General features: G+C 59.3%; 23 protein-coding genes and 3 pseudogenes. 12 read left to right on the top strand and 14 right to left on the bottom strand.

What is annotated here, in order from left to right; translation table 11 throughout:
- Positions 1 to 183: 183 nt before the first annotated feature.
- Positions 184 to 1,347, bottom strand: a complete 1,164-nt coding sequence (locus tag FJ988_RS07830; RefSeq protein WP_246688465.1) for an IS4 family transposase — start codon at positions 1,345 to 1,347, stop codon at positions 184 to 186.
- A gap of 142 nt (positions 1,348 to 1,489) precedes the next feature.
- A complete protein-coding gene (locus FJ988_RS07825) occupies positions 1,490 to 2,947 on the bottom strand; it encodes an NCS1 family nucleobase:cation symporter-1 (RefSeq protein ID WP_140816151.1) in 1,458 nt (485 codons plus the stop codon).
- Positions 2,948 to 3,242: 295 nt separating this feature from the next.
- On the opposite strand from FJ988_RS07825, the gene FJ988_RS07820 reads away from it, so the two are divergent.
- From FJ988_RS07820 to FJ988_RS30775, 4 genes are all read left to right on the top strand, one after another.
- Complete coding sequence (locus tag FJ988_RS07820) at positions 3,243 to 3,545, top strand: DUF982 domain-containing protein (RefSeq protein WP_140816150.1); 303 nt, start codon at positions 3,243 to 3,245, stop codon at positions 3,543 to 3,545.
- Between the two features lie 473 nt (positions 3,546 to 4,018).
- Positions 4,019 to 6,064 (top strand): SPFH domain-containing protein, encoded by a 2,046-nt coding sequence (locus FJ988_RS07815; protein ID WP_140816149.1) that lies wholly within the window; start codon positions 4,019 to 4,021, stop codon positions 6,062 to 6,064.
- A gap of 650 nt (positions 6,065 to 6,714) precedes the next feature.
- A complete protein-coding gene (locus FJ988_RS07810; RefSeq protein ID WP_140816148.1) occupies positions 6,715 to 6,822 on the top strand; it encodes a putative RiPP precursor in 108 nt (35 codons plus the stop codon).
- A gap of 210 nt (positions 6,823 to 7,032) precedes the next feature.
- Positions 7,033 to 7,182, top strand: coding sequence for a hypothetical protein (locus tag FJ988_RS30775; protein WP_181183455.1), 150 nt, complete (start codon positions 7,033 to 7,035; stop codon positions 7,180 to 7,182).
- A 185-nt stretch (positions 7,183 to 7,367) separates the two neighbouring features.
- On the opposite strand, the gene FJ988_RS07800 is transcribed toward FJ988_RS30775, so the two are convergent.
- Positions 7,368 to 7,667, bottom strand: coding sequence for a helix-turn-helix transcriptional regulator (locus tag FJ988_RS07800; protein WP_348644295.1), 300 nt, complete (start codon positions 7,665 to 7,667; stop codon positions 7,368 to 7,370).
- Complete coding sequence (locus FJ988_RS07795; protein ID WP_140816147.1) at positions 7,664 to 7,849, bottom strand: DUF3606 domain-containing protein; 186 nt, start codon at positions 7,847 to 7,849, stop codon at positions 7,664 to 7,666. The genes FJ988_RS07800 and FJ988_RS07795 overlap by 4 nt, the downstream gene beginning before the upstream one ends.
- A gap of 123 nt (positions 7,850 to 7,972) precedes the next feature.
- On the opposite strand from FJ988_RS07795, the gene FJ988_RS07790 reads away from it, so the two are divergent.
- Positions 7,973 to 8,836, top strand: coding sequence for an RNA ligase family protein (locus FJ988_RS07790; RefSeq protein WP_140816146.1), 864 nt, complete (start codon positions 7,973 to 7,975; stop codon positions 8,834 to 8,836).
- On the opposite strand, the gene FJ988_RS31490 is transcribed toward FJ988_RS07790, so the two are convergent.
- Complete coding sequence (locus FJ988_RS31490; protein WP_140816179.1) at positions 8,772 to 9,194, bottom strand: helix-turn-helix transcriptional regulator; 423 nt, start codon at positions 9,192 to 9,194, stop codon at positions 8,772 to 8,774. The genes FJ988_RS07790 and FJ988_RS31490 overlap by 65 nt on opposite strands.
- Positions 9,195 to 9,215: 21 nt before the next feature.
- Positions 9,216 to 9,392: a DUF3606 domain-containing protein gene (locus tag FJ988_RS07780; RefSeq protein ID WP_348644296.1), complete on the bottom strand. Its 177-nt coding sequence runs from the start codon at positions 9,390 to 9,392 to the stop codon at positions 9,216 to 9,218.
- A gap of 1,167 nt (positions 9,393 to 10,559) precedes the next feature.
- Here FJ988_RS07780 and FJ988_RS07765 point away from each other — a divergent pair.
- Positions 10,560 to 10,751 carry a hypothetical protein gene (locus tag FJ988_RS07765; RefSeq protein WP_246688463.1) on the top strand — a complete coding sequence of 64 codons (192 nt, stop codon included), beginning with the start codon at positions 10,560 to 10,562 and terminating at the stop codon, positions 10,749 to 10,751.
- 723 nt (positions 10,752 to 11,474) lie between these two features.
- On the opposite strand, the gene FJ988_RS07760 is transcribed toward FJ988_RS07765, so the two are convergent.
- From FJ988_RS07760 to FJ988_RS07750, 3 genes are all read right to left on the bottom strand, one after another.
- Positions 11,475 to 11,768: a hypothetical protein gene (locus tag FJ988_RS07760; protein ID WP_140816144.1), complete on the bottom strand. Its 294-nt coding sequence runs from the start codon at positions 11,766 to 11,768 to the stop codon at positions 11,475 to 11,477.
- A gap of 532 nt (positions 11,769 to 12,300) precedes the next feature.
- Positions 12,301 to 13,005 carry an SOS response-associated peptidase gene (locus FJ988_RS07755; protein ID WP_140816143.1) on the bottom strand — a complete coding sequence of 235 codons (705 nt, stop codon included), beginning with the start codon at positions 13,003 to 13,005 and terminating at the stop codon, positions 12,301 to 12,303.
- Position 13,006: 1 nt separating this feature from the next.
- Positions 13,007 to 13,288 (bottom strand): hypothetical protein, encoded by a 282-nt coding sequence (locus tag FJ988_RS07750; protein ID WP_140816142.1) that lies wholly within the window; start codon positions 13,286 to 13,288, stop codon positions 13,007 to 13,009.
- 166 nt (positions 13,289 to 13,454) lie between these two features.
- Here FJ988_RS07750 and FJ988_RS07745 point away from each other — a divergent pair, with 166 nt between their 5' ends.
- Complete coding sequence (locus FJ988_RS07745) at positions 13,455 to 13,700, top strand: hypothetical protein (protein WP_140816141.1); 246 nt, start codon at positions 13,455 to 13,457, stop codon at positions 13,698 to 13,700.
- Between the two features lie 59 nt (positions 13,701 to 13,759).
- Here the strand turns inward: FJ988_RS07745 and FJ988_RS07740 are convergent, their stop codons facing one another.
- Positions 13,760 to 14,437 carry a plasmid partitioning protein RepB C-terminal domain-containing protein gene (locus FJ988_RS07740; protein ID WP_246688462.1) on the bottom strand — a complete coding sequence of 226 codons (678 nt, stop codon included), beginning with the start codon at positions 14,435 to 14,437 and terminating at the stop codon, positions 13,760 to 13,762.
- 131 nt (positions 14,438 to 14,568) lie between these two features.
- A complete protein-coding gene (locus tag FJ988_RS07735; RefSeq protein WP_140816139.1) occupies positions 14,569 to 16,128 on the bottom strand; it encodes a recombinase family protein in 1,560 nt (519 codons plus the stop codon).
- Positions 16,129 to 16,398: 270 nt separating this feature from the next.
- On the opposite strand from FJ988_RS07735, the gene FJ988_RS07730 reads away from it, so the two are divergent.
- Positions 16,399 to 16,719 carry a YMGG-like glycine zipper-containing protein gene (locus tag FJ988_RS07730; RefSeq protein ID WP_140816138.1) on the top strand — a complete coding sequence of 107 codons (321 nt, stop codon included), beginning with the start codon at positions 16,399 to 16,401 and terminating at the stop codon, positions 16,717 to 16,719.
- 128 nt (positions 16,720 to 16,847) lie between these two features.
- A pseudogene (locus FJ988_RS07725) lies at positions 16,848 to 17,322 on the top strand (class I SAM-dependent methyltransferase); the annotation flags it as partial.
- Between the two features lie 1,555 nt (positions 17,323 to 18,877).
- Here the strand turns inward: FJ988_RS07725 and FJ988_RS07715 are convergent.
- On the bottom strand, positions 18,878 to 19,078 hold the full coding sequence (locus FJ988_RS07715) for a hypothetical protein (RefSeq protein WP_140816137.1): 201 nt from the start codon (positions 19,076 to 19,078) through the stop codon (positions 18,878 to 18,880).
- Positions 19,079 to 19,517: 439 nt separating this feature from the next.
- On the opposite strand from FJ988_RS07715, the pseudogene FJ988_RS07710 reads away from it, so the two are divergent.
- Positions 19,518 to 20,075 (top strand): annotated as a pseudogene (locus FJ988_RS07710) (LysR substrate-binding domain-containing protein); the annotation flags it as partial.
- Positions 20,076 to 20,210: 135 nt separating this feature from the next.
- On the opposite strand, the pseudogene FJ988_RS07705 reads toward FJ988_RS07710, so the two are convergent.
- Positions 20,211 to 20,700: pseudogene (locus FJ988_RS07705) on the bottom strand (Hsp20/alpha crystallin family protein); the annotation flags it as partial.
- Positions 20,701 to 21,449: 749 nt separating this feature from the next.
- On the opposite strand from FJ988_RS07705, the gene FJ988_RS07695 reads away from it, so the two are divergent.
- Both FJ988_RS07695 and FJ988_RS07690 read left to right on the top strand, forming a co-directional pair.
- Entirely contained in the window at positions 21,450 to 21,938 is a 489-nt protein-coding gene (locus FJ988_RS07695) for an Hsp20 family protein (RefSeq protein ID WP_140816136.1), read from the top strand.
- Between the two features lie 729 nt (positions 21,939 to 22,667).
- Positions 22,668 to 24,224 (top strand): PAS domain S-box protein, encoded by a 1,557-nt coding sequence (locus tag FJ988_RS07690; protein ID WP_140816135.1) that lies wholly within the window; start codon positions 22,668 to 22,670, stop codon positions 24,222 to 24,224.
- Positions 24,225 to 24,727: 503 nt separating this feature from the next.
- On the opposite strand, the gene FJ988_RS07685 is transcribed toward FJ988_RS07690, so the two are convergent.
- Complete coding sequence (locus FJ988_RS07685; RefSeq protein WP_140816134.1) at positions 24,728 to 25,006, bottom strand: usg protein; 279 nt, start codon at positions 25,004 to 25,006, stop codon at positions 24,728 to 24,730.

Genomic DNA, 25,006 nt, shown 5'->3' with positions numbered 1-25,006 from the left:
ACCGCCGCCACGGATCAGGCAAGCACCTGGTCCGTGGCACCCTCAACAATGCACGATTCCAAACACACAAGGGGTGCCCCAGAGAAAGCCGACGTCTCACTCCGCTGGAACACCCCTCATCCGTCTCGGCGCTATCGCGCCGATCCACCTTCTCCCACAAGGGGCAGGGCTGTCCGGGGAAAGTCATTCATATGCGAAGCTCATCTGGTTTGGGAATGAGGTTAGCCTGCGCTGACTTGGGTTGACGGGTGGCAGTTTGTCGATGGCCGCGATGTTTCGGCGCTCGAAGATGCACCTTGTGACGAGATCGGTGAACCTGAGGATGGGCATGGCGATCTGGCAGGCCCGGGCAGCGATACGCAGCAACGCATAGGCGATCATGGCGGCGAAGAGCTGCAGGCGGATGGCGTTGTCGTTGTTGCCGAGGAATTTGCGGATCTTGAGGTGCTGCTTGATCCAGCGGAACAAGAGCTCGATCTGCCAGCGGCCCTTGTAGAGATTGGCGATCTCGACGGCGGAGCGCGTCAGGTCGTTGGTCAAAAGCATGATGGTATCGCCGTCCTGGCGCTGGACGATCAGGCGACGCAATGCAATGGGCAGCTTGCAGTGGGTCTTGCTTGCCAGGCTGACCTCGGCATCGCCGAGAACGGTGAAGCCGTCGCCTTGCGCGACCTCGATGGGGCGGCTGGTGAGCACGTCGAGCCCCATGTTGGATTTGGGCCGGGTGACGAAGAAGGCTTGTGCGCTGGCGATCGCCGTCCACCAGCCGTAATGGCAATAGCCCTTGTCGAACACGTAGGTGGCGCCGGTCTCGATGATGATCGTGCGGCCGATCTGGGCATCGTTGACGTTGGCGTGGGTGATGTCGAGGACGCGCGGGCGGTCGCTGTCGGGATCGTAGACGACATGCAGCTTCATGCCACGGATGCGGCCGTTCGACTTGGCCCAGCCGCAGGCCTTGCCGAGCGGGATGGGCGTGGAATCGATCAGCCGCAGCATGGCCGCGCCTTCGCGGCGTGTGTGCCGGTCGAGCTGGCCGGCGATGAAGTCGAAGGTCTCGGCAAAGACGGCGACAGGCCGGCGCCGGTTGGCGTCCGATAAGGTCGAGCGGTGCAGTTGGTCGCTGCCCAGGTGATAATGGTGCTGGCTGTTGGCGTTCCAGCCGGCTTCCAGGCTGCGCAGGCTGTCCGCACCACTCAACTGCGCATAGATCAGCACCATCAGGTGGTCCCAGCTGTTGAACGACTTGTCGTAGGCGTCCGCGTTGTGGCTATCCACAAGCGTCTGGAAGCGGCGACGATTGAGCGGTTCAACCAGCTTGCCAAGAATGCTAAGCCTATAGTGCATGCCCCGTCCCTTTTCTGAGTCTCGACAACCAGAAGGTAGACGGAAAAACCCCGTCTTACGGGGCATGCACATGCGGCATTTCGATTCACTTCGATCTTTCCCCGGACAGCCCTGCACAAGGGGAGAAGGGGGAAAAGTGCGCTCAGGCCTTCGCCGTCTTCGCTCCCGCGCCGAGTGCCGCGCTGCGCAGCACGTAGTAGACGGCGCCTGCGATGGCCACGCCGAAGAACCAGCCGTATACACCCCACCAGGCGGGCAGCCAGTTGGTGAAGTTGGGCAGGATCGAGGAGAAGATCGCGCCGATGCCGGCGGCGATGAAGGCGTTGACGTGCCAGCCGCCCTGGAAGCGGAATTCGCCGTCCTCGCGGTAGAGCGCTTCTACGTCCACCTCGCTTTTGCGGATCAAATAGTAGTCGACCATCATCACGCCGAAGATCGGCCCCATCGTCGCGCCGATGATGCCGACGAAGTGTGCTGCGCTGCCTTCCCAGGGCGCGAAGGGATAGAGCACCAGCGCGATCAAGGCCGCGATGTAGCCGCCCTTCTTGAAGTCGATCTGACGCGGGAAGACGTTGGAAAAGTCGAAGGCCGGCGAGACGAAGTTAGCCACCACATTGATGCCAAGCGTCGCAACGGCGAAAGTCAGCGCGGCAAGTGCCGCCAGGAACCAGCTGTCGAACTTGGCCGAGATCTGGTCGGGGTGCAGCAGCACCTCGTGATAGACGTCGTAGGCGGCGATGGTGGTGACGCCGGCGACCAGCGAGAACAGGATCAAATTGACCGGCAGGCCCCAGATATTGCCCTTGCGCAGTGCGGCGGTGTCCGGCGCGTAGCGGGCGAAATCGCAGAAGTTGAGGTAGAGCGCCGAGAAATAGGTGACCCAGATCGCCGCGACGCCGAACAGCGCGGTCCAGGATCCCGGATCGCCCGGAATGCCGGCGTCGGCGGTCTTTTCGCGCAGCACGTCCATCGGGATGTCGCTGGTGAAGGCGAAGCTGCCCGACTTCACGCAGAGATAGATGGCCAGAAGCAGCATCATCACCCATACGGCGGGGCCGGCCCAGTCCTGGAAGCGGCGCACGGTTTCCATGCCCTTCTGGATGATCAGCAGCTGCAGCGCCCAGATGACGACGAAGCAGATCACCTCCAGGGTGGAATGTCCCAGCATATGCGAGGTCTTGTTGAACTCGTCGAACCATTGCAGGCGTGTGAGCAGCGCGACGATGGCGCCGGAGGCCGCGGCCGTCTGCGCGCCGTACCAGAAGCAGGCGACGATGGCGCGCACCAGCGCCGGGATGTTGGCGCCCCAGATGCCGAAGGAGGCGCGGGCAAGCACGGGGTAGGGCACGCCGGTCTTCACGCCGGCATAACCGACCATATTCATCAGCGCGTAGATGATCAGCGAGCCGATGCCGATGGCGACGATGAAGTTGACGAAGCCGCCGCAAAACAGAAACAGGCTGGCGGCCAGATAGTAACCCCACAGGCTGTGAACGTCGGAGGTCCAGACGTTGAAGATCGAGAACGGTCCCCAGTTACGGACCTTTGCCGGAGCCAGATCCTCGTTGTAGAGGCCGGGCGATGCGCCTTGTATGGTCATTGCAGGTGTCCCCTTGTTGCAAAACGCGCCCTCACGCGTTGGCAATGGAGGGTAAGCCTGCCGCTGGGGAACCGGCAAGCAACCCATTTGCCGGCTTTCGCCTTAAAGATATTCAATGAGAATCGTCGTTATCGCGGCCTTTGAGCTGCATCACGGCTGAGTCGCGACGGCGCTTTCGCGCGGGATGAGCGGTTCCAGATTCTTTCCAACGGCAACCAAATTTGTTTGGAACCGATTCGCAAGACGTGCGTTTATTGTGGTTCGACTGCCTTGCGGTCGACCGGGAGGACTACTCATGGATCGCTTGCATTTCTTTACCCCAGTGCGAATTGCGCGTGGGCAGGGATACCCTGTGGTGGAAGTCGATAGCGTCTCCGAAGCAATGGTATTCCTGCGGAAGTGGCCGACGGGAAGACGCGGGCCCGTCTATCAATGCGCCCTGAACTGCTGCTCCGCAGCGGTCTCCGGCACGATGTCGGCCGAGGAAGCGCGGAAGGCCTTCATCGGCTTTGCCCGCATCACCCGGCTGCTCGACGACGACATGGCGATGCCGCTCGGCGGCCCCTCCATGGACAACGTCTACGCACTGCGGCGGTAGGCCAAAAAAGCTTCTTGAAATCAATGTGCTGCGCCGGTAACGGCGCGGCCCATTGGGCCGTTGTTGGTTACCAAGCCGCATTGGGTCGGCTCTGGAGCCGGCGCCCTGACTCGTGAAGAGCGCCATTTCCCCTTTTTTGCCGATTGCTAGAAGGCAACGCTTTCGAACAGCAGAAGCGTAGAAAATACTTATACGATTTCAGCGTGAAGTATCTTTACAGTTGTAGGTGCGATCCCTACGTCATTGTTGTTATGTCTATCAAGGCAACACCGATGTAACATCGCTTACGGCCACGCTTGCCCTCGCTGGGGACTCGGGACGCGCGGTCATTTTCCCACACAATGAGCAGCCCAAACGTTCGACATGCCCTTGGTGCGTCGAGCGTGTCGGTGCGCGATCTCCCAGCTTCGTTAGTCAACGCCAACCGGGCGGCCGTCGGGTGGACGAACCCGCACGCCCACAGGAGACAAGAGATGGAAGCCCTACAATATCTCGAACCGATGAAGTGGACGGCGATCGAGATAGCCGTGCCAGTCATCGTGCTGGCAATCCTGTTCTGGCGCAGCGGCGTGGTCCGCTACATCCCCAACGACAGGCTCGGCATCCTGGAAAAACTATGGAGTTTTCGCGGCTCCGTCAGCAATGGCTTCATCGCGCTCAACCGTGAGGCGGGCTACCAGCCGGAAGTCGTGCGCGGCGGCCTGCATTTCTTCATGCCGTTCCAGTATTCGATGCATCGCGCCAACCTCGTGACCATCCCGCAGGGCCAGATCGGCTATGTCTTTGCCCGTGACGGCAAGCCGCTGCCTCCGACGCAGACACTGGCTTCCAACACCGAAGCCGATGATTTCCAGGATGTGCGCGGCTTTCTCGAAAAAGGCGGTCAGAAAGGACCGCAACGCAAGATCCTGCGTGAAGGCACCTATGCCATCAATCTCGCGCAATTCATCGTGCTTACCGCCCAGTCGATCTATGCCGTCAATCTGAGCTCGTCGGAACAAAGCCTTTTTTCCAACATGTCCAGCATGATCTCGGAGCGGGGCGGCTTCGAGCCGGTGGTCATCCATAATGCCGAGGACATGATCGGTATCGTCACCATCCATGACGGTCCGGCCCTGCCGGACGGCGAGATCATCGCGCCGACCGTTGCCAACGATCCGAACGACCCGAACTTCCACAACAATTTTCAGGATCCTGAGAAGTTTCTCAATGCCGGTGGCTATCGTGGCCGGCAATTGCAGGTGCTGGCCGACGGCAGCTACTTCCTCAATCGCATTTTCGCGACTGTCGAACTGGTCGGGAAGACGATCATCGACGTCGGCACGGCGGGCGTCGTCGTCTCCTATAACGGCCGCCACGGCGCGGATATATCCGGGCAGGCGTATCGTCACGGCGAGCTGGTCGAAGTCGGCGCACGTGGTGTCTGGTCTACGCCACTGCTGCCAGGCAAGTATGCGCTCAATACCTATGCCGGCAACATCGTCACCGTGCCGACCACCAACTTCGTGCTCAAATGGACGAAGGAGCAGTTCGGCGAACACAGGCTGGATGAGAACCTGTCCGAGGTGTCGCTGATCACCAAGGATGCGTTCGAGCCGGTGCTGCCGCTCTCCGTCGTCGTGCATATCGACTATATGAAGGCGCCGCTGGTGGTGCAGCGTTTCGGCGACATCAAGCGGCTGGTCGAACAGACGCTCGATCCGATGGTTTCCGCCTACTTCAAGAACATCGCCCAGACAAAGACGCTGATCCAGCTCTTGCAGGAGCGTAGCGACATCCAGCGCAAATCGGGCGAGGAGATGCGCGAAAAATTCAATTCCTACAGCCTCGAGCTGCAGGAAGTGCTGATCGGCACGCCGCGCGCCGCCAACGGCCAGAACAACATAGAGCAGATACTGATCCAACTGCGCGAGCGCCAGATCGCGGTCGAAAAGGTCGAGACCTACAAATTGCAGGAGAGGGCGGCTACCCAGGAACGCACGTTGCGCGAGAAGGAGGCGCTGGCCGAACAGCAAGCCAAGATCACGACCTCGGCACTTACCATCGAGATCAGCGAGAACGAGGGCAAGGCGCAACTTGCCCGCACCCGCCAAGAAGCCGAAACCATCCAGGTCACGGCCAAGGCGGAGGCCGAGAAGGTGCGCCTCGCCGGCCAGGGCGAGGCCGACATGATCAAGGCTGTCGCGCTTGCCGATGCCGAACGCATCAAGGCGACCGGTTTTGCCGAGGCCGAGAAGGTGCGCGCCATCGGCCTGGCGGAGGCTGAGGCCACGGAGAAGAAGGTCGCCGCCTTCGGCGGACCGGACTATCAGCTCAACTCGCAGGTTCTCATGCGCTTCGCCGAGGCGATCGAGAATGGCAGGCTGCCGCTCGTGCCGCAGATCCAGATCGGCGCCGCCGGCGGCGAGAAGGGGGGCGCCAACGGCCTCGTCGAGATGATGCTTTCGATGCTCGTTGCCGACCGGGTTGGACGGCAAAACCTGCCGGATGCGATCCCGCAACCCGTTGACGAGGGTTGATTGAAGATGGGCCGGTCGTACCGGCCCATTTCCCGCTCTGCCCTTCGCAATCCAGAACTTCGCGTCGAGATCCGGGCACGCTTGCTCTTCGGGGCCGGGTAGGAAATCGCCACAAAATCGCTTATGTGAGCGCGACGCCTCGTTGACCGAGGACTCGAGAACCGCCGATATGAAGAGCAGCGATTACAAGAAGGTGCGCCTCGCCATCGCGCCCATGATGGATGGGGCAGATAGGTGATTAATATCAGATAGTTACGGGACGTTGTGTGCAAAAAACGCACACGAAAGTTCTGCTTCTCTTCTTTTTTCGTTCCCACGACGGAGCCGCCAACAGTCTTCTTGGGACGCTCCTTGGCCGACGATTTTGGCCGCTCAATCGCGGACGTTCGCTGCGATATCCGTAGGCCGCCAGTGGTCATGAAATGTTGGCGCGCTAACTCTGCTTTTGGTGCACCCATATCTGCCTCCCTGGCGGGGATGAGGCCGGCTTTTTGTTTGCCGGTTACGCCGGTTGCCGCGGCGTGATGTAGCGCAGCCACACAACCAAACTCATTCTGGCCAACACGTCAAAGTTGCTATCATTTGTGGTTGATCAGCTTGTGGTTCCAACGCAACCTACGGGCGTTGTTTTGAGCGAAAGGGGGAAGTGGATGAAGAAAACCTACGAAAAGCCGGTGTTGGTTCGCAGGCAGCGGCTGTCCAAGATCACGGCTGTTCCGACGCCGTCGACTGTCATCATCGAAGTGCCGGTGGACTGACGGCAGACTCGGGAAACATCCAAAGCCCGCTGGCTACGGTCGGCGGGCTTTTCTTTTAATGTGAGGAACAAGCGGCAGGCCGTCAGGTTGGTAAGGTATCTGCGATTGTCCCCCTCAAAACGGTCGCAGATTGGTGGAAACACCGGCCCGCGTCCTTGCCGAGGGGGCGCGGGCTTCCGTACTCGCTATCGCAACAACCTGGAGAAGAGCATGCTCAGATTTCTGATCACTCTCGGCACGGTCTACGCCGCCTTCAAGCTAGGCAGGAATATCGGCCGCGACGAGTCTCTGGTTTTGATAAGTGCTCCAGTGGATTACGAGCGCCGGCCGTCGATGCGAAACTATGAGGAAATTCGCTAGCGTCCTCCGCAAACCGTTCGCTTGACAAGCACCGACTGCTCAACGCATCTGTGCAACGTTTTTGAGGGGCCACTTGGAGAAATACGAATGAAGAAAATCTACGAAAAGCCGATCCTGCAAAAGCGTGAACGCTTGGGATCAGTCACGGCCCTCGTCTCCGGGCCAGTGGGCTAGCCCAATCAACGTCACATCTCGCTGTTCGCGATAATTCCGGCTTCGCCCTCGGCAAGGGAGGGGCGTCTTGGGTCACTGCCCTTGAGGCGAACTCCTGGACCCTCGGGGATGAAGATGACGCCCTGGGCGTGAAGCGCCTTTCGTATCAAAAAAAGTTTGCCCGCACTGGGTGTCCGCAATCCACTCTCGAAATCACGGACAGTGCCTTCACTGATACCCGCCTTCGCTGCCAATCGGACTTGCGTCCAGTTCAACAACCCGCGGGCGGCTCGGCATAGCGCGGGAGTCAGGGTTTCAGACGTCTTGGTCAAGGCCGGAGCTTTCTAGCTTCGCGCTCCAGCGTCTTGCGGTCGTTGCCGTGGTCGCTGATCAGACCCCGAACCTGCTCGGGGGTGATGCGATGCTGCTTGGCGAAATAGCGGACTTCATAATCCCCGTTCGCCGATACCCGGTCACGGTCGCGAAAATCGCGCTTGGTTTTGTCGTCTGCCATGGCTGCTCCTCCTGGTGAGAAAAAAACAGCGACGAGCACCGAATGTTCCCATTAGCCAGGACTAACGGAACAGAAACAACCCAGCGATATTGAATCAAGTTCGAGATGCTTGGGGTGGCGTAAGTGGGTTTGAGTTTCATTCCGCCGTTGATGCCGTCGCTTGTCGACAAGCCGCCAGAGGGCGACGGATGGATTCACGAAGTCAAGCTTGACGGCTACCGGTCTCAGATCGTGCGCGACGTATACGGCGTGCGGATCTACACCCGCCGCGGGCTCGATTGGACGAGCAAGTACCGCGACCTTGTGAAAGCTGCCGGCGAGCTGAACGCCGAAAGCGCCATCATCGACGGCGAGATCATCGTTCTCAACGACAAAGGCCTGTCTGACTTCGGCGAGCTGCGCAGTGCCATCACTCAGCGCCAGCATGACCTCTACTTCGTCGCGTTTGACCTTCTCCACCTCAACGGCCACGATCTGCGCGACATGCCGCTGGCTGATCGGCGGGAGATCCTTCAGGCGATGGTTCCTGCCGGAGGCCGAATCCAGTTCAGTGAAGCGCTGCCGGGCACAGGCGCGGCTGTGTTCCACCTTGTCGACCAAGCCGGCCTCGAGGGCATGGTCTCGAAGCGCAAGGACAGCGTTTATCGGTCTGGCAACTCGACTGCGTGGCTCAAGATCAAGGCGTACGCCGTTGACGAATACGATCTGCTCGGCGTCGAGCGCGAACCGGGTAAGCCGGCCTTTGCCTTGATGGCTGAGCGCGGCACTGGCCGCTATGTCGGGGCCGCATTTATCAATGCCAACAGGCAGGTCAGGGAGAGGCTTTGGGAGCGTGTGCAGGCGAGGCCAGGAACGCGGCCGAAATCGATCAAGGAGAAGCGGCCGGCGACGGTATGGGCGGCGCCTGGTCTGATTGGTCGCGTTAAGCATCTTCGGGGCGAGGAAGATCTGCGGCACGCTTCATTGCAGGACTTCCGAGAGGAGTAGATGCTGACGATCCGTGAAGACGATTTGTCAGACCAGCAATCGTGCCAGTTGATCGCGCTACATTTGGCCGGGATGGGAGCAAACGTTCCATTGGGCGCGCTCTTCCTTGGCGTCTCCGAATTGCAGCGTCACTGCCCTTGAGGCGAACTCCTGGACCCTCGGGGATGAAGATGACGCCCTGGGCGTGAAGCGCCCTTGGTATCAAAGAAAGTTTGCCAGCACTGGGTATCCGCAATCCACTCTCGAAATCACGCACAGTGCCTTCGCTTATACCCGCCTTCGCTGCCAATCGGACTTGCGTCCAGTTCAACAACCCGCGGCCAGCGCGACATAGTGCGGGAGTGAGATTTCCAGACATTTTGGTCAAGGCCGGAGCTTCCTAGCTTTCGCGCTGCAGCGTCTTGCGGTCGTTGCCGTGGTCGCTGATCAGACCCCGAACCTGCTCGGGGGTGATGCGATGCTGCTTGGCGAAATAGCGAACTTCATAATCCTCGCTGGCTGATACTCGGTGGGAGCGTGTGCAGGCGAGGCCAGGAACGCGGCCGAAATCGATCAAGGAGAAGCGGCCGGCGACGGCATGGGCGGCGCCTGGGCTAATCGGGCGGGTGAAGCACCTTCTCGGCGAGGAAGATTTGAGACATGCGTCCTTGCAGGACTTTCGAGAGGAAGAGGCTTAACGCCTCGCTGACTGTCAGTCTGGTCGAATTCTTTGCGAGGATGAGAATTCCGTCTCATTGTTGTCCCTCTGGATCGACCGCGCTCGTTCAAGCGCTTCCAAATAGGCCATATCTATAAGATAGGTCAGCAACTCTTCGCCGACCGAGTTCGCCTGGTGACGTATCTGCGGAAGCACGCTTGCGGCGAACTGCAAGTTTTCGATTCTGGCCGATCGATCCAACTTCCCCTCCGACAAGAGGTAGGAGTTTGAGTCGATATTTTAGAATGATATAGCCGGCATAACATTCGAGTGAGTAAGGCATCTCATGTCACTCGATCGGTCTGTTGACGACAGCGGACCCCACAGTCTGAATTGAGGCTGGGCGACTGGTCGATCCTTCAGGGGTGTAGCCCTTCGCCGGCCCGTCGTCCGCTCCTCGTGGCTGGCGGCGGGCTTGCTGGGTCGAAGTGAATAGACATTAGTGACCGGTAATGATCGTATGCCGCTCGCAATCACCGCTGGTGAGTTGCAGAGGTGGCAACCTGGCCCGCGACCGTTCAAGAAAGAGCGGCGCGGGTTCGTTGTTTCCAAATGGAGCGTTTTTGCCCACCATCTGCGTTTGCGGCGTCGCGGGAAAGGCACCCGAACGTCGGTCCTAAGCCTCGACACCTTCAATGAGGGATTCGGTGACCGCCGGCCGCTGTAGTGGCATCTCAACCAATCCATGCGTTTCGTTTCCGCGTAAAAAGGCCCATCGGTCCGAGCGAGCCATGAGCCGAAAGCCCGGGCCGGTAGGGATGGTGGGTCGCGCGGGTGCTTCCCCACGCGTTGCTTCCTGCATTCCTGGCCCGTCCGAGAGAGACCCGCCAATTACTCTCCGGACGGGCCGCTTCTGGAACCTAACGCGTGGAAAGACATTGCTCTTTCCATGTTCAGTGACAAAGAAACCGTAATCGTTGAAGCTTGCTTGCTGGTTGCCGTGCCAGTGTCGATCGGCATATCTGTGCTCTCGGCCTTGATCTTCCATTGATGAGTGCACGGGGCCTAAACTTCCTTGACCGATGGATGGCAGACCACCTGCCGAATGCAATGACGGATGACCCTGTTGCGGTCAGCGATCTGGCTGACGAGATGATGAAAGCCGCCGACAAAGACGGCATCGCTGCGGCTGAGATCAACGAGGAAGTCGACAGCGTTTTCGAGGTTATCTTTGAGGCCATGCATCACCGGGAAGGCGGGCTACCTGAGGATGCCTAAACGAAACGACCGAACCCGTTAACGGTCATGTGAGTTGCCATTGTTCGGCGCAATCCTAGCTCTATTCCATGACCCGTTTCGCTACTGTCACGCTCTTCACAATGGGCTCTATGATTGCCGCCTTGCTCTGGCTACTGGAGCCGGCACCGTGGGGGCCGTTTTGATATTGGTCCGCCGATCGCTGATGTGCCTGGCTGTCTCGCTGGCTACATTTGCGCTGGTTCACTTCTTCGCGGGGATCAGCCTGTTTCTGATGGGCGCCGACTGGTACGCCCGCGGCTAAACGCCGAGAGGTCAATTGAAAGCGTACTTGAACACGGAGCGTCTATCCTCATCCGTGACTCGAACCCAATAACGCTCATCGTGCCGGGCTTTGACAGATCTGCCGGTCGCTTTTTCTGCGGCTTCCCAAGGTGAAGCGGCATCAGCAGCGTGATGAAATGTCACCATCTCGTCGGACATCACCTCGACCCTGTATCTGATCATGCAACCCGCAACTCCACTCCGGTTCAGCTGAACTCCCTTCGCGCATTGTTGTTCCCGAAGCGATCGCTAAGATATGATGCCTGCAATCGGCGGTTGATGGCTCACAGTGCGCCCGTCCAGAATCCCCAGGTGTGGACGGCCGGTCTGCGGTCTAGTGTCACGGCAAGATCGCAGATCGGGTCTTGGCAAGTTTTCTGGCGCGCCCGCTCATGGCGAACGCCCGCCATCACGTTTCGATCACGCGCTACCTTCCACATCGCTCTCTTCATCCAATGCGTGCGGCACCGGCATATAAGAATTGGTAACTAGCCATTCGCCGACGATCGTTTCCACGAGTTCAGGCTTGGCCGTGCCGATCTCAGCCGCCAAGCTGGTCAGCGCGTCGTCTGTGCGCGCGTCAAGACTGATGCCGCCGACATTGCGCAGCAGCAACGCGGCGCGCCGCAACATCACCAGCAGATCGGCGTGCGAAGCATCCGCGATATGGTCAGCGGTGCTTTCCAGTTCACGCACGAATTGATAGCGGGACATCGCTTCGCTCCTACAGGAATTGCTCAACCGTCGCCGCGATGTGTGTAGCAGAACCAATGCGGTGGCTGCTTCTGGCTAAGACCCAACAGAGCGCCCGCCTAGTGCTCCGCGTGATCTGCAGGCATGACTAGATGCAACTGGTTATGCCTGGCCCGCTTGGAAGCGGCGTGGTGGTGCACATTCTTGGCCTACTGGAGCTGGCGCTTCGCTCCATGCTGTCGCCAGTGTCCGAAAGGCTCTTGCCGATGTCGTGCAACTGCTGACGATTGTTGGCGAGCCGCGTTTGATCGAGTTGAAATACGCACTGCCTGAATGCACCGGTTCCCGGTTTGAATCCGTAGTTCCGGCAAGTCTCACCAAGCTGCGCCAATAGAGGCCCTTGGGCCGGTTGCAATTCCTGACACCCCGCAAGAGCAAAAAGCGCGAGCAATATTAGTCGTTGCTTTTGCGTTCTTTTGGTCCCTACCCCCCCAAACGCGCGAGCAATCAACGACAAAAAACTAAAGCCACACAAGTCAGAGATGTGGGAATATTAGAGCAGGGACCCTTGCGCCGGCGCCTGCTGCGGGAATTTAATCTGCGTGGCCGGCTTCTCGACAATGACCAGGGCATCGTCTGGCGCCGTGCGCTGAAGCTGCTGGGCTTCCGACCACGGCGCCGCCAGCCACGTCTCGACCTCTTCTCGCGTCGTCAGGATCACCGGCATCGCCTTCTCGTGGATCGGCGCAATGACAGCGTTGGGCTTGGTCGTCATGAAGCCGTAGAGCTGGAAATCGCCAGGCCCATCCTTGACCCTCCGCACGCCCTGCCAGCGCGTCCATAGGCCGGCAAAGAAGAACAGCGGCCGGTTTTCGCCGCGGGCAAACCAGAAGTTTCGTTGGATGCCTGTTTCTGGATCCTTATCGTTCGGCGTCGGCGACGGTTCGGCAAAGCTAGTGACTGGCACGACGCACCGGTTTTCGACGCCGACATATTGCTGCCAATGCCCATATTGCGGGTTGCGAATGTTGGTCGTGCCATAGTCGGCCTTGCCTTTCACGCGCTCGGCCGGCGTCGGCATGCCCCACAACAGCCTTGCAAGCTCACGCTGCCCGTCCGGCGCGTTGCGAACCACGACGCCCGGCATGTTCGGGTAGACATCAAGCGACGGCTCCAAATTACCGGAGATGTCACGCATCGCGCGCGTCAGATGGCGGATCGCCTCCTGGCTGGTGGTGATGTTGTAGAGGTTGCACATTTCAGTGCTGCTGTGCTTTCACCCGCGAAGCTTCGGTCAGATCGATCTCGGCCTGGTCGCGGATGGCCTCGGCAAGGGACAGTTGCAATTGCAAGTCTTCTGGGTAGACGGCCATCACCCAGTAGGTCATCAACTCCGCAATCGCCTTCTTCTGGCCAATGTCGGACAGGCCGCGTAACTGCTTTCCCATCTTGTGTGAGGCGCTATGGATAGCCGGCAGTTCGCGCCTGATGGCGTCGAAAATCTCAGGCTGCTCGGCTTCGGTGGCGCGCATCGGTTTCATCTCTCTGTCTCCGTTTTGCCAACAGTGAACAAAATAAGAACGAACGAGTCAAGCGCCCCTTGACCGAACAGGAATATGTTCCTCATTTTAGCATATGCCGGAACAACCCGAGAAGTGGCCGCGTGGTGCCGCCTGGACGCTTACGCACGCTCATGATGCGGGGCAGGTGGCAGGCATTCGCTGCGGCAAGTGCAACCTTCAGCGCTTCTACAAGCCGCTCGAACTCCGTGAGGTCATCGGCAACGTCACGATCGACGAGGTTCGGGAGAAAGTTCGCTGCCAGCAGTGCGGCAGCCGCGAGTGGATGGACGCTGAGCTATTTCATCCGACCGGAGAGCAGGCGCATACGATACGATACCGGCGCCTAGTGCAGATCCGCTGGGAGAAACGCGTCATTTGGCGAGACGAGTAGGCCAGCCCAAAATGACCAGAATGGCGGGTGCCGCTGTTGTTCGAGATCGATTTTCCCCATCAGTCTTCTTGGAAATCCAGCAATTTTTGAAATTCTTCGAAATGTCGAGGAAAGTTGCGAGCTAGGTAACGAACCAGCCGCGCGTTGTTCATTAGTCGGTCAAAGTACTTCGTGGCTGCGATCAGTCGAAGGACCCTAGCGCCGTGACAATTGACAGCGTCCAGATACCGTCGGCTGATTTGCGCAAGTCCGGTTTCCATTTCAACCAGTTGCGAGTTATCGATGCCGGCGTATCTCTTTCTTTGGGCATGGCGATTGGCGAGCTGCGATCGTGAGGTCAGGGCAACCAAGACTTTCGCGTTTTCAAATTGCACAGCATCCATCGCAATCATGAGTTGTGCGATTTCGACCTGTCTGACCGGGGCGACCTCCCGCAACAATCCAAGGATTCCCGGGGGGACGCCAAAATCCTTCAAGAGATCGAGAGCTTCGACGCAAATACCGAATACAAGTTGTTGCTCGGCATGTACTTCGAGGGCGGTCGGTCGCTCGTGCGCATCATCGACCGGACGACGGTCGGCTGACCGTTCTCTCGTCAAGGTCGACGGTATCGTTGCGAAACCTTCGGTGTGTAGCATGGTGCGAAAAGCAGGGTCGAACAGGACCTGGTGAAGTGCATCGGCAACGCTGTCCAGGCAGCTTTGCACTGCGTTCGCCCCTTCGACGAAACGCCTCATCGTTTCCTGCTGGCGCCTGTAAGTCCGCAACAGCCCAGGCCCTCGAAGAAGGTTTAGCGGCCCGTGCAAATCCTCCGTCAGGTGAGCGACATGCCTGTTGCTTCTAAGCGCCTGAGGAAGGTCGGCCGGCCTCATGCGCTTGTCAGAACCGGCTCTCGCCTAGCCATATCCAACAAAGGATCGAGCGAAGCGAAAAGGAAGGTATTCAAGCGCGCGCCGTTGTCAGCCTTCAACATGGGAAGAGCCCGGTGCGCTTCATGAGCCGATGCGATCAGGTAGTCTCGTACCGTGACATGATCGGTCTCCATCCTGATTAAAACAGACACATCAGGTCCGATGAGACGTCGTTGCCGGTATCGCCAGCGCGGGTATCCGGAAGGCATCATTCGACAGCGTGAAATACCTATCGCGACACTGAATTCTTCGTTGATGAACAGAAGCTTACTCTTTGAATCGTACCGAGCCGAGCCGCCCACCCGGTCGATTTCAACGATGAGATGTTCAATAATCTGCTGCCGGCGCTGATTGAGCAGTTTTCCGATATTAAAATCCCGAAGATTTTGCGTGCTGTCATAGCCGACGAGCTTATAGGCAGCCTTGATGCTTCCAAACCGATGCATGTAATTGCTGGCCGATCGACATCCGGGAGCCGCAGTGATGATCGCTCCGGACAACTTTCCTCGCTCTTCGAGAAGTTTGGAGAGATCGGCCAATAGCTTCTCGTCGGTGATCGGGCATGCGCGCGCTCGTCTGATCTGTTGCGCTCGATCAAACAGCGCACGACTGACCAGCGGCTCGAATACATTGTCGGCGCGGACAAAAGCGCTCGCGGGATTTTTAACAGGACGGTGCTGAAGCCTCGTGGAAACTCGGTTCCAGACGTTGTTGCCTATATATTTCTCGCTGGTCAGGATGGTGCGAACTGCCTCGGAGGTCCATGGCCGATCGAAGTCGGTAAGCAGGCCGCGCCAGTTTAAAGCAGAAGCAATTTCACGCTCTGTTTTCCCCTTTTTCACATACTGGTTGAATATCCGCCGGACGACTTTGATCTCGTCTGTCGGCCCGGGAACCAGGATGATGCGGTCGCTGGCAAGACTTTTGCGCTCATTGCGATGAAGGATCAATTTGGGTTTTCCGGATGCGTCGACAAGCAGGCGCCTGAAACCATAACCGGCATTGCCGCCGCCGCGGAAACCTAATCTCACCACGCGGCTTTGTCCGGCGAAGACCCTATTCGACAGCATCCGGCTCAACTCTGCGGCCATGCTGCGCTTGATTGCTTTCAGCACGTCGGACCCGATGCTGCCGTCGTTCACGAACAGCTCGGCGCAGAACTCGATCCGCACCCCGGCCGTTTGGCATCGATACTCGTAGGAGGCGCTTTCATCGGTGTTCTGGAAGCGCCCCCAGCGGCTCACGTCATAGACGACAACAGTTTCAAAATCGGCTCGCCGGCTTTCGACATCTTCCAACAGTCGCTGCAAGCCCGGGCGCCCCCCAAGGCTGAGGCCGCTTCGCCCGGGATCTTCATAGGTTGCCACGATGTCGTAACCCATGACTTCCGCATAGTCACGAATCGCGTCTCTTTGATTGTCGATGGAGTAGATTTGCCTCTCCGTCGACATGCGCAGGTATTGGGCAGCGCGAGCCCTTCGCCTTTCAAAATCGGGGGGTGTCGTTGCTCTGTCCATCGCCGCGCGCCATGGTGCTTAAGCCGAGCAATTGAAACCCGTACCGCCTGCAATTTGGTTAGGGAAACCTGTCCAGTTTGTTTCGAATGTGAGCCGCTGGCCGGGTGCCTCTTTCCGCTTTGGAAAGCATGCTCTTCAACGACCGCGAAACCGTGATTCACTTCGTGAGCCGGCGCGCCGCCGTTTAGCCGCAATGCAACAGCACTTGGGCGAAATCGCCCCTGTTTTCAATCTGTTGTCAGTTTCCGGGGCTTCAGAGGAGTTCTCGTGATGATCATCAAGAAGGCCATCCTGGCGGTGCTTATGACCGCCGCCCTTGCCGGCTGCGAGACGCAGACCGAAGGCCAGCAGCGGGCCACCACCGGCGCGCTGATCGGCGGCGCCGGCGGCGCGCTGGTCGGCCAGGCGATCGGTGGCAACACCAAGAGCACCGTCATCGGCGCCGCAAGCGGCGCGCTGCTCGGCGCCGTCGTCGGGTCGGCCACCACCCCGCAGCCTCGCGGCCAGCAGCTCTGCCGCTACCGGGACCGCTACAACGGCAGCATCTACACCGCGCCCTGCGACGACCGGTATTACAACGGCAATTATTGACCAGATAGGCGGCAGGCCGGAAGGGATGCTGTCCTTTCCGGCCCAGCCGGGCAAGAATTGAGCGCGTCATCTTTTCCGCGCGTCGCCGTGCTATATCTTCCTACGCGGCGGGCAGGAGGAGGTCGAGAATGACAAGCTTTGCCGGCGCGCCCAAAAGCAGCAAGCAAAGGGTGAAGCGGCTGATCGGTTACGACAACCGCAACTGGCTGCGCATCCGCCAGATCCGAAGCTTTCACAACGTTCCTCGAAGCGGCCAACCGCAAGTCGCGCGACGTGATCGAGATCTCGCCTGGCAGAAACCGCTACTGGCGGGCGATGTGCCCGCACTACCGGTCGGTCGACTTTCCGGAGTTCGACATCTGCCGGGACCGCACCGACGAGCAATATTCGATCGTGATTGCCGACCAGGTGCTGGAACATGTCCAGCGCCCGCAGGCGGCGGTCGCCAACATCCGCGCCATGACCAAGCCCGGCGGCTGGGCGATGGTGGCGACGCCCTTCCTGTTCAGGGTGCACGCCCGCCCGCACGACTACAACCGCTGGACGCCCGCGGGGCTGAAGCAGCTGATGGTCGATGGCGGTTTTGGCGCGGACGACGTGCGGGCCCCAGCACGGCACTGCGCTTCACGGTTATGCCCAGACTCTTGCCGGCGACCGTCACTGTATCCTCATAAACGCGCAGGACTTCGCCGGTCAGGTCGATCTTCTGGCCGCTGCTCGATATGGGCGCGCTGTCCCCGATCGAATGTGGTTGGCTCTATGAGGCGATCAGGACGCTCCTCCGATCGTCCGTCAGGCGTTTGCGCACGGTTACCGTGATCGCGACGGAATCGCCGACCTCAGTGCCCTGACCAATAGTCCAATCTCCCAAACTCCCGAAGGATGTGAGAGTCCACAGTCATTAGAATGCTCGAATGCTCTAACTTATCCGGGGTGCAATTGCCTTGCGACCGCCTCCGTACCCGCCGCACATTTCTGACTTGAGCTGGGAGGGTACGGGGTCCTGGTTGACGGGGGCCGTGCAGCTCTCATCACCGCTGCACGCATTGGGATCTAATGAAAGCTATCTGCTGCCACGAGTGCTGCGCCGCCTGCTGTGACGATCGTCACCGCCGCCCGCTCACGCCAGACCGCAGGGGTTAGACGCCTTATTCCGCATCACCAGCGGCCGGGTCAATTGAAGGTATACTTGAAAACGGAGTGAGAAAATTCATCCGTGACTCGGACCCAATAGCGATCATTGTGCCGGACTTTGACGGCTCTACCTTTTCCCTTCTCGGCAGCTTCCCAGGGTGAATTTGCGTTCGCGACATGATGAGATACGACCAAATCGTGGGACATAGCCTTAACCCTATATGGGTTCATGCAATCGCCTTCTCGATCGCGGATTGTGGTTCCCAATGCGGAGCTTAAGGACATGGACGCCCAGCATTACACTGACAACACTGAGCGGCTGGGCAACGGTTGCGCTTCAGGAGAGCAAAAGCTTCAGCCGCGCCAGCCTTGAGCGGGCAAGTCTCCGCGCAGAGTTCTGAAAAGTGTCAAGGCCGGCCTCGACCAGAAACCCCAACGTCATCAGATCCACAAGTAGAGCGTCCCCCGTTTCGACGGCGGCGCGCGAACAACCAGTTACCTCACGTAACAGATCGCGCGCCTCGCTCGCCGCGTCCGCGCCACCTACCTCGATTAAAGCTTCCAGCCGGTTGATGCACTCCAACTGCGACTCCCCCAGCAACAAGTAAGGAATACGCCCACGCTTCAGGAGGAACAGCTACAAATGTTAGTTGGCGTAAGGAGCAGCCAGGAACTCGCCGAGTGGATCAAGCGTCTCCGACCTGACTACCGCTGGCATGCGCAGCAATCGCTGGACGCCTTGCCAGCTTATCCCCAGGACCTGACCTGTCTCAAATCGGGATATGGGCACGGCGCAGAATTTGCAAGTGGCTGCGACGTAGCTGGGGCGGGCCGCACCATGCCCCTCCTATGCCCTACAGGGGGCGCCCACCGCTGCCGTGAATGGGGCGGTGGGCAACCTGACCTGCGGTATAGCCTGGCGGGCACCGGCCGACGCGAGCATAGGTCTTTTCAGGCACTCGATGAGCCGGCAAAAAGACGGACCGCATGGTACGCCCTAGTGAGTACGGTCTGATAGGCGAATCTAATCGTCTCCAAGATAGGCCTTTACCTCTACGCTCCCGGTATCCTTGGGCTGCCACCCGATTGACCACAGGCCGCTGTCGTCGAACATTTCCAAGATTCGCAGCAGATCGTCGTCGTTAGGATATTGCTTCTTCAAGAGATCGTTGACCGCTGCCACGCTGCCTTTGCGATAGGCCTGAATATAGATGTCGTTGCTCATTGCCTGCTCCCCGTTAGCCCGAAAGCCAGATAATGTCCCGAGCCAGGCGAAGGCTCGAGACACAACGCAGAAGTGACGGGCCGAGGCGAGGGGTTGAGGTCTCGTATCTCGGCCCTGACCATCGCCCAACCGGGGTAGGGAAAGGCGCGGCTTCGGGAAATCTAGAAGCGCCTCGGCCAGCCCATCAATTTGGACTGAATGCCCATCACCGTTGGGCCTTCAGATCTGACTGGCGCCCAGCAATGCTACGCTTGGTTTTGAAAAATGGCCGGCGCCATTTGGAGGTTGCCTGAATGTCAGCGCCGGCCAAGAGACAGGTGTGCGGCACAAGCCATAACTGAGTCTTTACGCAAGGTCACCGTTCGCGCGGCGATATGTCATTTCTTATTGCTGGCTGCTCGCGGCCCGGCAACATAGGAGTCGGCGTTCACCATTGCTTTTTGTGGGGAGCTACCCAGGGGTCCGATTGGAGATCACCACGGAAGACAGGGCCGTGGACATGATCGAAGAAGCCTATGACCTCGTTATCCGGGTCAAGCCGGAGGCGGATGCCGCCCTTATTGGGTGGGCGTTCCTCCGGGATCGGCTGGTGGTGGTGGCCAGTCCGCACCTGACACCCCAAGCCCAAGGGAAGTCTCGTTCCTGCGATCGTTCGAGGCTCGTTGAATGAGTCCGAAGCCTGGCAAGTCACGACCCTGTCTGGCAAGTCGACGATTACCGTCAAGCCAGTGCTCAGTCTGGCGTCGTTCGTCATGGTCCGGGATGCGGTCCGCATGGGCTCGGCGCCGCGCGCCTGCCTTTGTCATTTGCCAGCGGCGATTTAGCGGCCGGAACGCTGGTGCATTGGGGGGATGTGTCAGGGCCTGATACGGCGCTCTGGGCCCTTTATCCCTCGAGGCGTTTGCTCAGCCCCCGCATGTCAACGTTCCTCGGCTACTTGAAGGAAGCCTTTCCGCGGGGGACGGCTGATGAACTGGCAGCTTTTGTTGCGGACTGAATAGTTTGGCCATCCTTCCTATGGAGCCATCGTTGCAGCGAGCAAAACGGACAATAAAAAGCGGAGCGAGTGAGAAGGTGTCGGGCCATCAAAAAGGCAGCCGTCCGGGAGCGTGCCCCCAGGCGGCATTTGGTCAGTTTTGATCTCTATGCGTTTGCTCTGCGACTGCGCTTTCGCAGTTTTGGGAAGCACCACGGTCAGCGGCCGGCTCTGAAGCGAGCATCGACGTTGTCCTTCTCATCTTCAATCCGGCGCGCGAAAGCGGTCTTAATGGCTCCGAGAACTGCCGGTCCTCGTCTTCGGATGCAGAACGCTTTTCGCCCCGCAGCGTTAACAAACGGTCCTCGACCAAGATCTCGATGTCCTTTCCGTCCACGCCGACCACTTCGGCCGTGACCACGATCTGCCACTCGTTGCTGGAATTCTCGACGCTCGGCCATGTTCCCAGCGAAGGCGCCCTGCCAAAGGACGGGCGGCGCCGATCGAAACCGCGGAAAACGTCGTCGAACAGCCAGTTAAGTTCGCGACGCAGCGACAGCAAAGGGCCTCGCCCGGAGTGACGGAACAAGCTCGGGACGCAAGGACGCTCTTCCAGCGCCCAAGGGGTAAGATGACGTACACTCAACGTGGTTCTCCTTTCAACGGTCCATCTTGTTCTTCTCAGCCAATCTCGCCGGGCTCGATTGGGCGCTCGGCGAGCCCGCTCTCGTTCTTGACGTTAGCCGAGCTGTTTCTCGACCGTGGATCCGCTGGCCTTGGTCTGGACCCGGGCCCGCTTTGGGCTGAGCCGATCTCTATCCGGCGCGGCTTCATCTCCTCGGGAAGTTCGCGCCGAAGTGATGCTGAGTTCATCCTGGGTGAACCCCGCCACCGCCATGATGATGCGATTGGCATCCTCGCCGGTCCTGGCGGTGTCGTAAGGCGGCCAATTGTCGACGCCTGGCGTGCGGCTCGCGTTCTTGAGAAGATCGAAGACGCGATCGAAGCCTATGCGCGAGCGATAAGAGCGGTCAAAAGTCGAAGGCGGCTCTCATGGCCATACCTTCCTTGCTGGCGTCAAACTACTCGGCTTCTCGATCTACTGGCAATCGACGAGGATGAACTGTGGACGACTGCTGCGCCGGAATCGGCCGCCCATATGCTGACGACGAAGCGGTCAATGTGGCCAACGTGGTAAGCGGCCTCCACCAGCCTGCGTTGGCCGGCCGGGAGATTGTCACGTGGCGGCGCAAAAAATTTTCCAACGCCCTCTTGAACGAATTTTGGCCTGTTCCCAAATCGACTTGCGTCGAGGCTTTGGCTCGACAGAACCGAGCGTCGCGGCGACGCTGCGACGCTTCTTGTAACCCATGTTGCTTTTCGGAGGATATGGCTATGAGAAGCCCTGAATACGCTCCCCTTTTCCGGTCAACCGTCGGTTTTGACCGCTTGTTCGACATGCTGGAGAATAGCGTGCGGACGGACTGGCCGCCCTACAACATCGAGAAGAAGAGTGAGAACGAGTATCGCATCTCGATGGCAATCGCCGGGTTCGGTCCCGAGGAGGTCGAGCTCACCCAGCACGGCGCCGAACTGATCGTTACCGGGCAGAAGGCGCCGGAACAGGACGGAACGCAGATCCTTCACCGCGGGCTCGCGAATCGCAGCTTCAAGCAGGTGTTTCGCTTGGCGGACCATGTGAAGGTCGCGAATGCCATGTTGGAAAACGGCCTCCTCACGGTCGACTTGGCACGTGAGATCCCAGAAGAACTCAAGCCGCGGCGCATCACAATCACTTCGGCGTCGAACTCGCCCCGGATCGACGGCGAAGGGAACTCTGAGCCTATAAGCTTGGATACACAACCGCAAAGCAAAGCAGCTTGATCCACCCATATGACCAGTGCGATCGGCCTCCCGGCCCTGCCGGGAGGCCACCTATTTGCGAGAATGGAGAGGACCGAGTTCACTTCCTAGCTACCAAACGACGCCAGGCGCTTCGATGACCGTCAAGTCTCACCACCCTGTTGAAGTCCTGGCGGGTCCGGACGTGACGGCGTAGGATAGGCGTGGCCTGTCAGTTTCCTGGGTATCAGACCACCACACGGTGCTGCGCCTGCCCACATTGGTCCACCTTCCTGCGGCGGTGTTGCCAAAGCCAAGACAATCTGCACGGCCCCGGACCGCTCGATGCCGGCGACGATACGACGAAGGCGGTGTCGTTCAAGCGTCGGCGGTAGGTCTCTTCAGGAACGTGATGCGCCGCGGCCGTGGACCCGACGACGATGACCCGCGGCACAGTCCCCCATTGCGATGTTCGGCCGCGCGGGCGGGGGAGGTGCGACAGTTGTCTACGCGGAATCTATGCTGGCTTAACGATCCGCAAGATTGAAAGGCGCGCGCGCCTGGCGAGACGCCAGCGGATTTCTTGACGGGACGGTGGCCGGCTTGGCCGAGCCAGTGTTGCTGGGCGAAAAATGCAGTCTGCGTTAATCGTCAGACCGGTAGCACTGGCTGAATTGCGAATCTGCATTGCACGTTAAAAATCAACCAGCTACGGCGGAACCTGTATCATTTGATGTGAGTTATGACGTGTGACAGGGCACTTGGACAGCCATGGTCCGGAGCTCAAGGATCTGCTTTGGGTTGGAACAGCCCGTATGGGGCCTTATGGGGATGGACGAAGTTAGGCGGCTGAATCTGCTTCGGCAGTATGATCTACTGGACGCCTCCCGTGAGCAGGTATTCGATCACGTCGTGGCGGTCGCGGCACGTGTCGTCGCCGCCCCAATCTCCCTTGTCACGTTCGTCGGAGAGGATCGAGTGTGGATCAAAGCACGCCATGGTGTTCCTGATACGGAAGTTGGCAGGGTCCCTGGATTTTGTGTCTCGGCAGTGGAGCAGGATGATCCGTGGCTGGTCGAGGACGCCTTGGCGGATGCTCGATGTCGCGGCCATCCGTGGGTGACCGGTCACTTTCAGGCCCGTTCCTACGTGGGAATACCTCTCAAGGTTCCAGAGGGCATCTGCGTGGGCACGTTATGCGCTATCGATAGAATTCCAAGGCGGTTGAACGATGCGGACCTTCTGACGCTGAAAGAGTTGAGCGCGTTAGTCGTTGACAAAATTGTTGCTCGCACTGCTTCACGAGTAGCCTACCAAGAAAGGGAATTGGCGTGGGATGCCGCAGGTAAGCTGGCCAGTCGGAGCCGCTTGCTGAGCGCAATGGTCGAGGCGTCTCAGGATGCAATCATTACAACTGACCTACAGGGCAGAGTGACGTCATGGAATCCTGCGGCGGGGCGTCTGTATGGCTTCACCGAGGCTGAGATGCTCGGAGAAACTATACACCGTGTTATCCCGGAGGAGCGACGAGCCGAAGAGCAGTTCGTACTCGGCTCGATCCTCGAGGGCAGGAAAGTGGAACGCTACGAGACCATCAGGCAGCACAAAAGCCGACGCCTGCTACCTGTATCGCTGACCGTTTCTCCTATCCTGGACGATCAGGGGGCGATCGTCGGTGCTTCAAAAATCGTTCGTGACATCACAGGCGAAAGGAATAGTCAGGCTCAGATCAGGTCGCTTCTGCGGGAAGTCAACCACCGCGTCAAAAATCAGTACGCCGTGATTCTTTCGATGGTGCGCCTGACGAGCAGGACGACTAGCACGAAGCAAGAGTTTGAAAGCCGGGTGGGAGACCGTATCATGGCTCTCTCCCGATCCCACGATCTCCTCGTTGATGCCGATTGGCGCGGTTCAACAATTGCCGAGGTGATTGCCGCCCAAATCGAGCCATTTGAGAATAAGGGACGCGTTTCGTCGAGCGGGCCTTCTATCATGATCTCACCTAATGCTGCCTTGTATCTTGGCATGGCCCTTCATGAGCTGTCGGCCACTTCCGCTGAGCGCGGAGCGCTGACAGATGCATATGCCGATGGCGCGATTAGCGTTAGCTGGTCGATCGAGCCGCGGTCTGAAGGGAGCTGGCTTCGCCTCGTTTGGGACGAACACCCCTCAACCCTAGACCGAGTTGCCGAAGGCGGATTCAGCCGCGCAATGCTTCGCCGTATTGTGCCCGATGCCATGAGCGGTATGGGCTACATCCAACAAGCGGCGGGGCGGCGCGTCTGGACACTGGAGGCACCCCTAAGCGGCATTACTGGGGGGCAATGATCAAAAAATGCCCTGCTTAGGCGTTTTAGATCGCAATCGCGTTTTTGTGAGGCCTTCAGGCGGCCCTTGCCGTTGGTAATGAAGTCTTCCAACGGTTGGTGGCACATCCCCAGAGGCCTGTCCTTGATAGCAGAGGGCCATTGCGTGGCGCAGTGGTTCCGAACTGAGCGACCGGCTGGATTACGACGAGGATTGAGGAGTGCATACCGATGTGGCCCAACATCAGATGTGCGGGGGCTTCGATTTCCATCCGCATCGCGCAAGGCGCCGGCAGCTTTGGATGCGCCGGAGCGCCTCATCGGCAGCGGCCCCCCACCGGGCGAGGCCCACATGCTGCCGTGCCGGCCTGCCTCGACGCTCGTGACGGGTGGCGCAGCACACGACATGCGCAAAAAAGCTTCCCTAGGCTGCAACGTGGGCCGGGTTGATGCCGCCGGCTGTGCCGGCTCCGCGTAAGTCATGCGACGAATCGGCGATCGGTGCACTGGGGCCCGAGATGGACTTCAGTGGACAGCAATGACGCCGTCGACAAGGCGCCATTGCGAGGGTTGGATGAGGCGATGGTGAGCGATCCGCACAGAGTGAAGAGCGCCCTCCAATTCGCGCTCCCAGTAGCCGAGAAAGCCTATCAACTCCGGAAAGTGGGGCGCCAGGTCGTATTCCTGCCAGACATAGAGCTGAAGCAGGCTCGGGTGGTCGGGAAGATGGTAATGGATTTCGGCCGTGGTCAGGCCGTAGCCCCCCATCTGCAGGCGGAATTCCCTGCTAACCGCAGTGACCAT

It is taken from the genome of Mesorhizobium sp. CU3 (assembly GCF_006442965.1).
In the GTDB taxonomy this organism is placed as follows: domain Bacteria; phylum Pseudomonadota; class Alphaproteobacteria; order Rhizobiales; family Rhizobiaceae; genus Mesorhizobium.
This window is presented reverse-complemented; position numbering and strand designations above follow the sequence as displayed.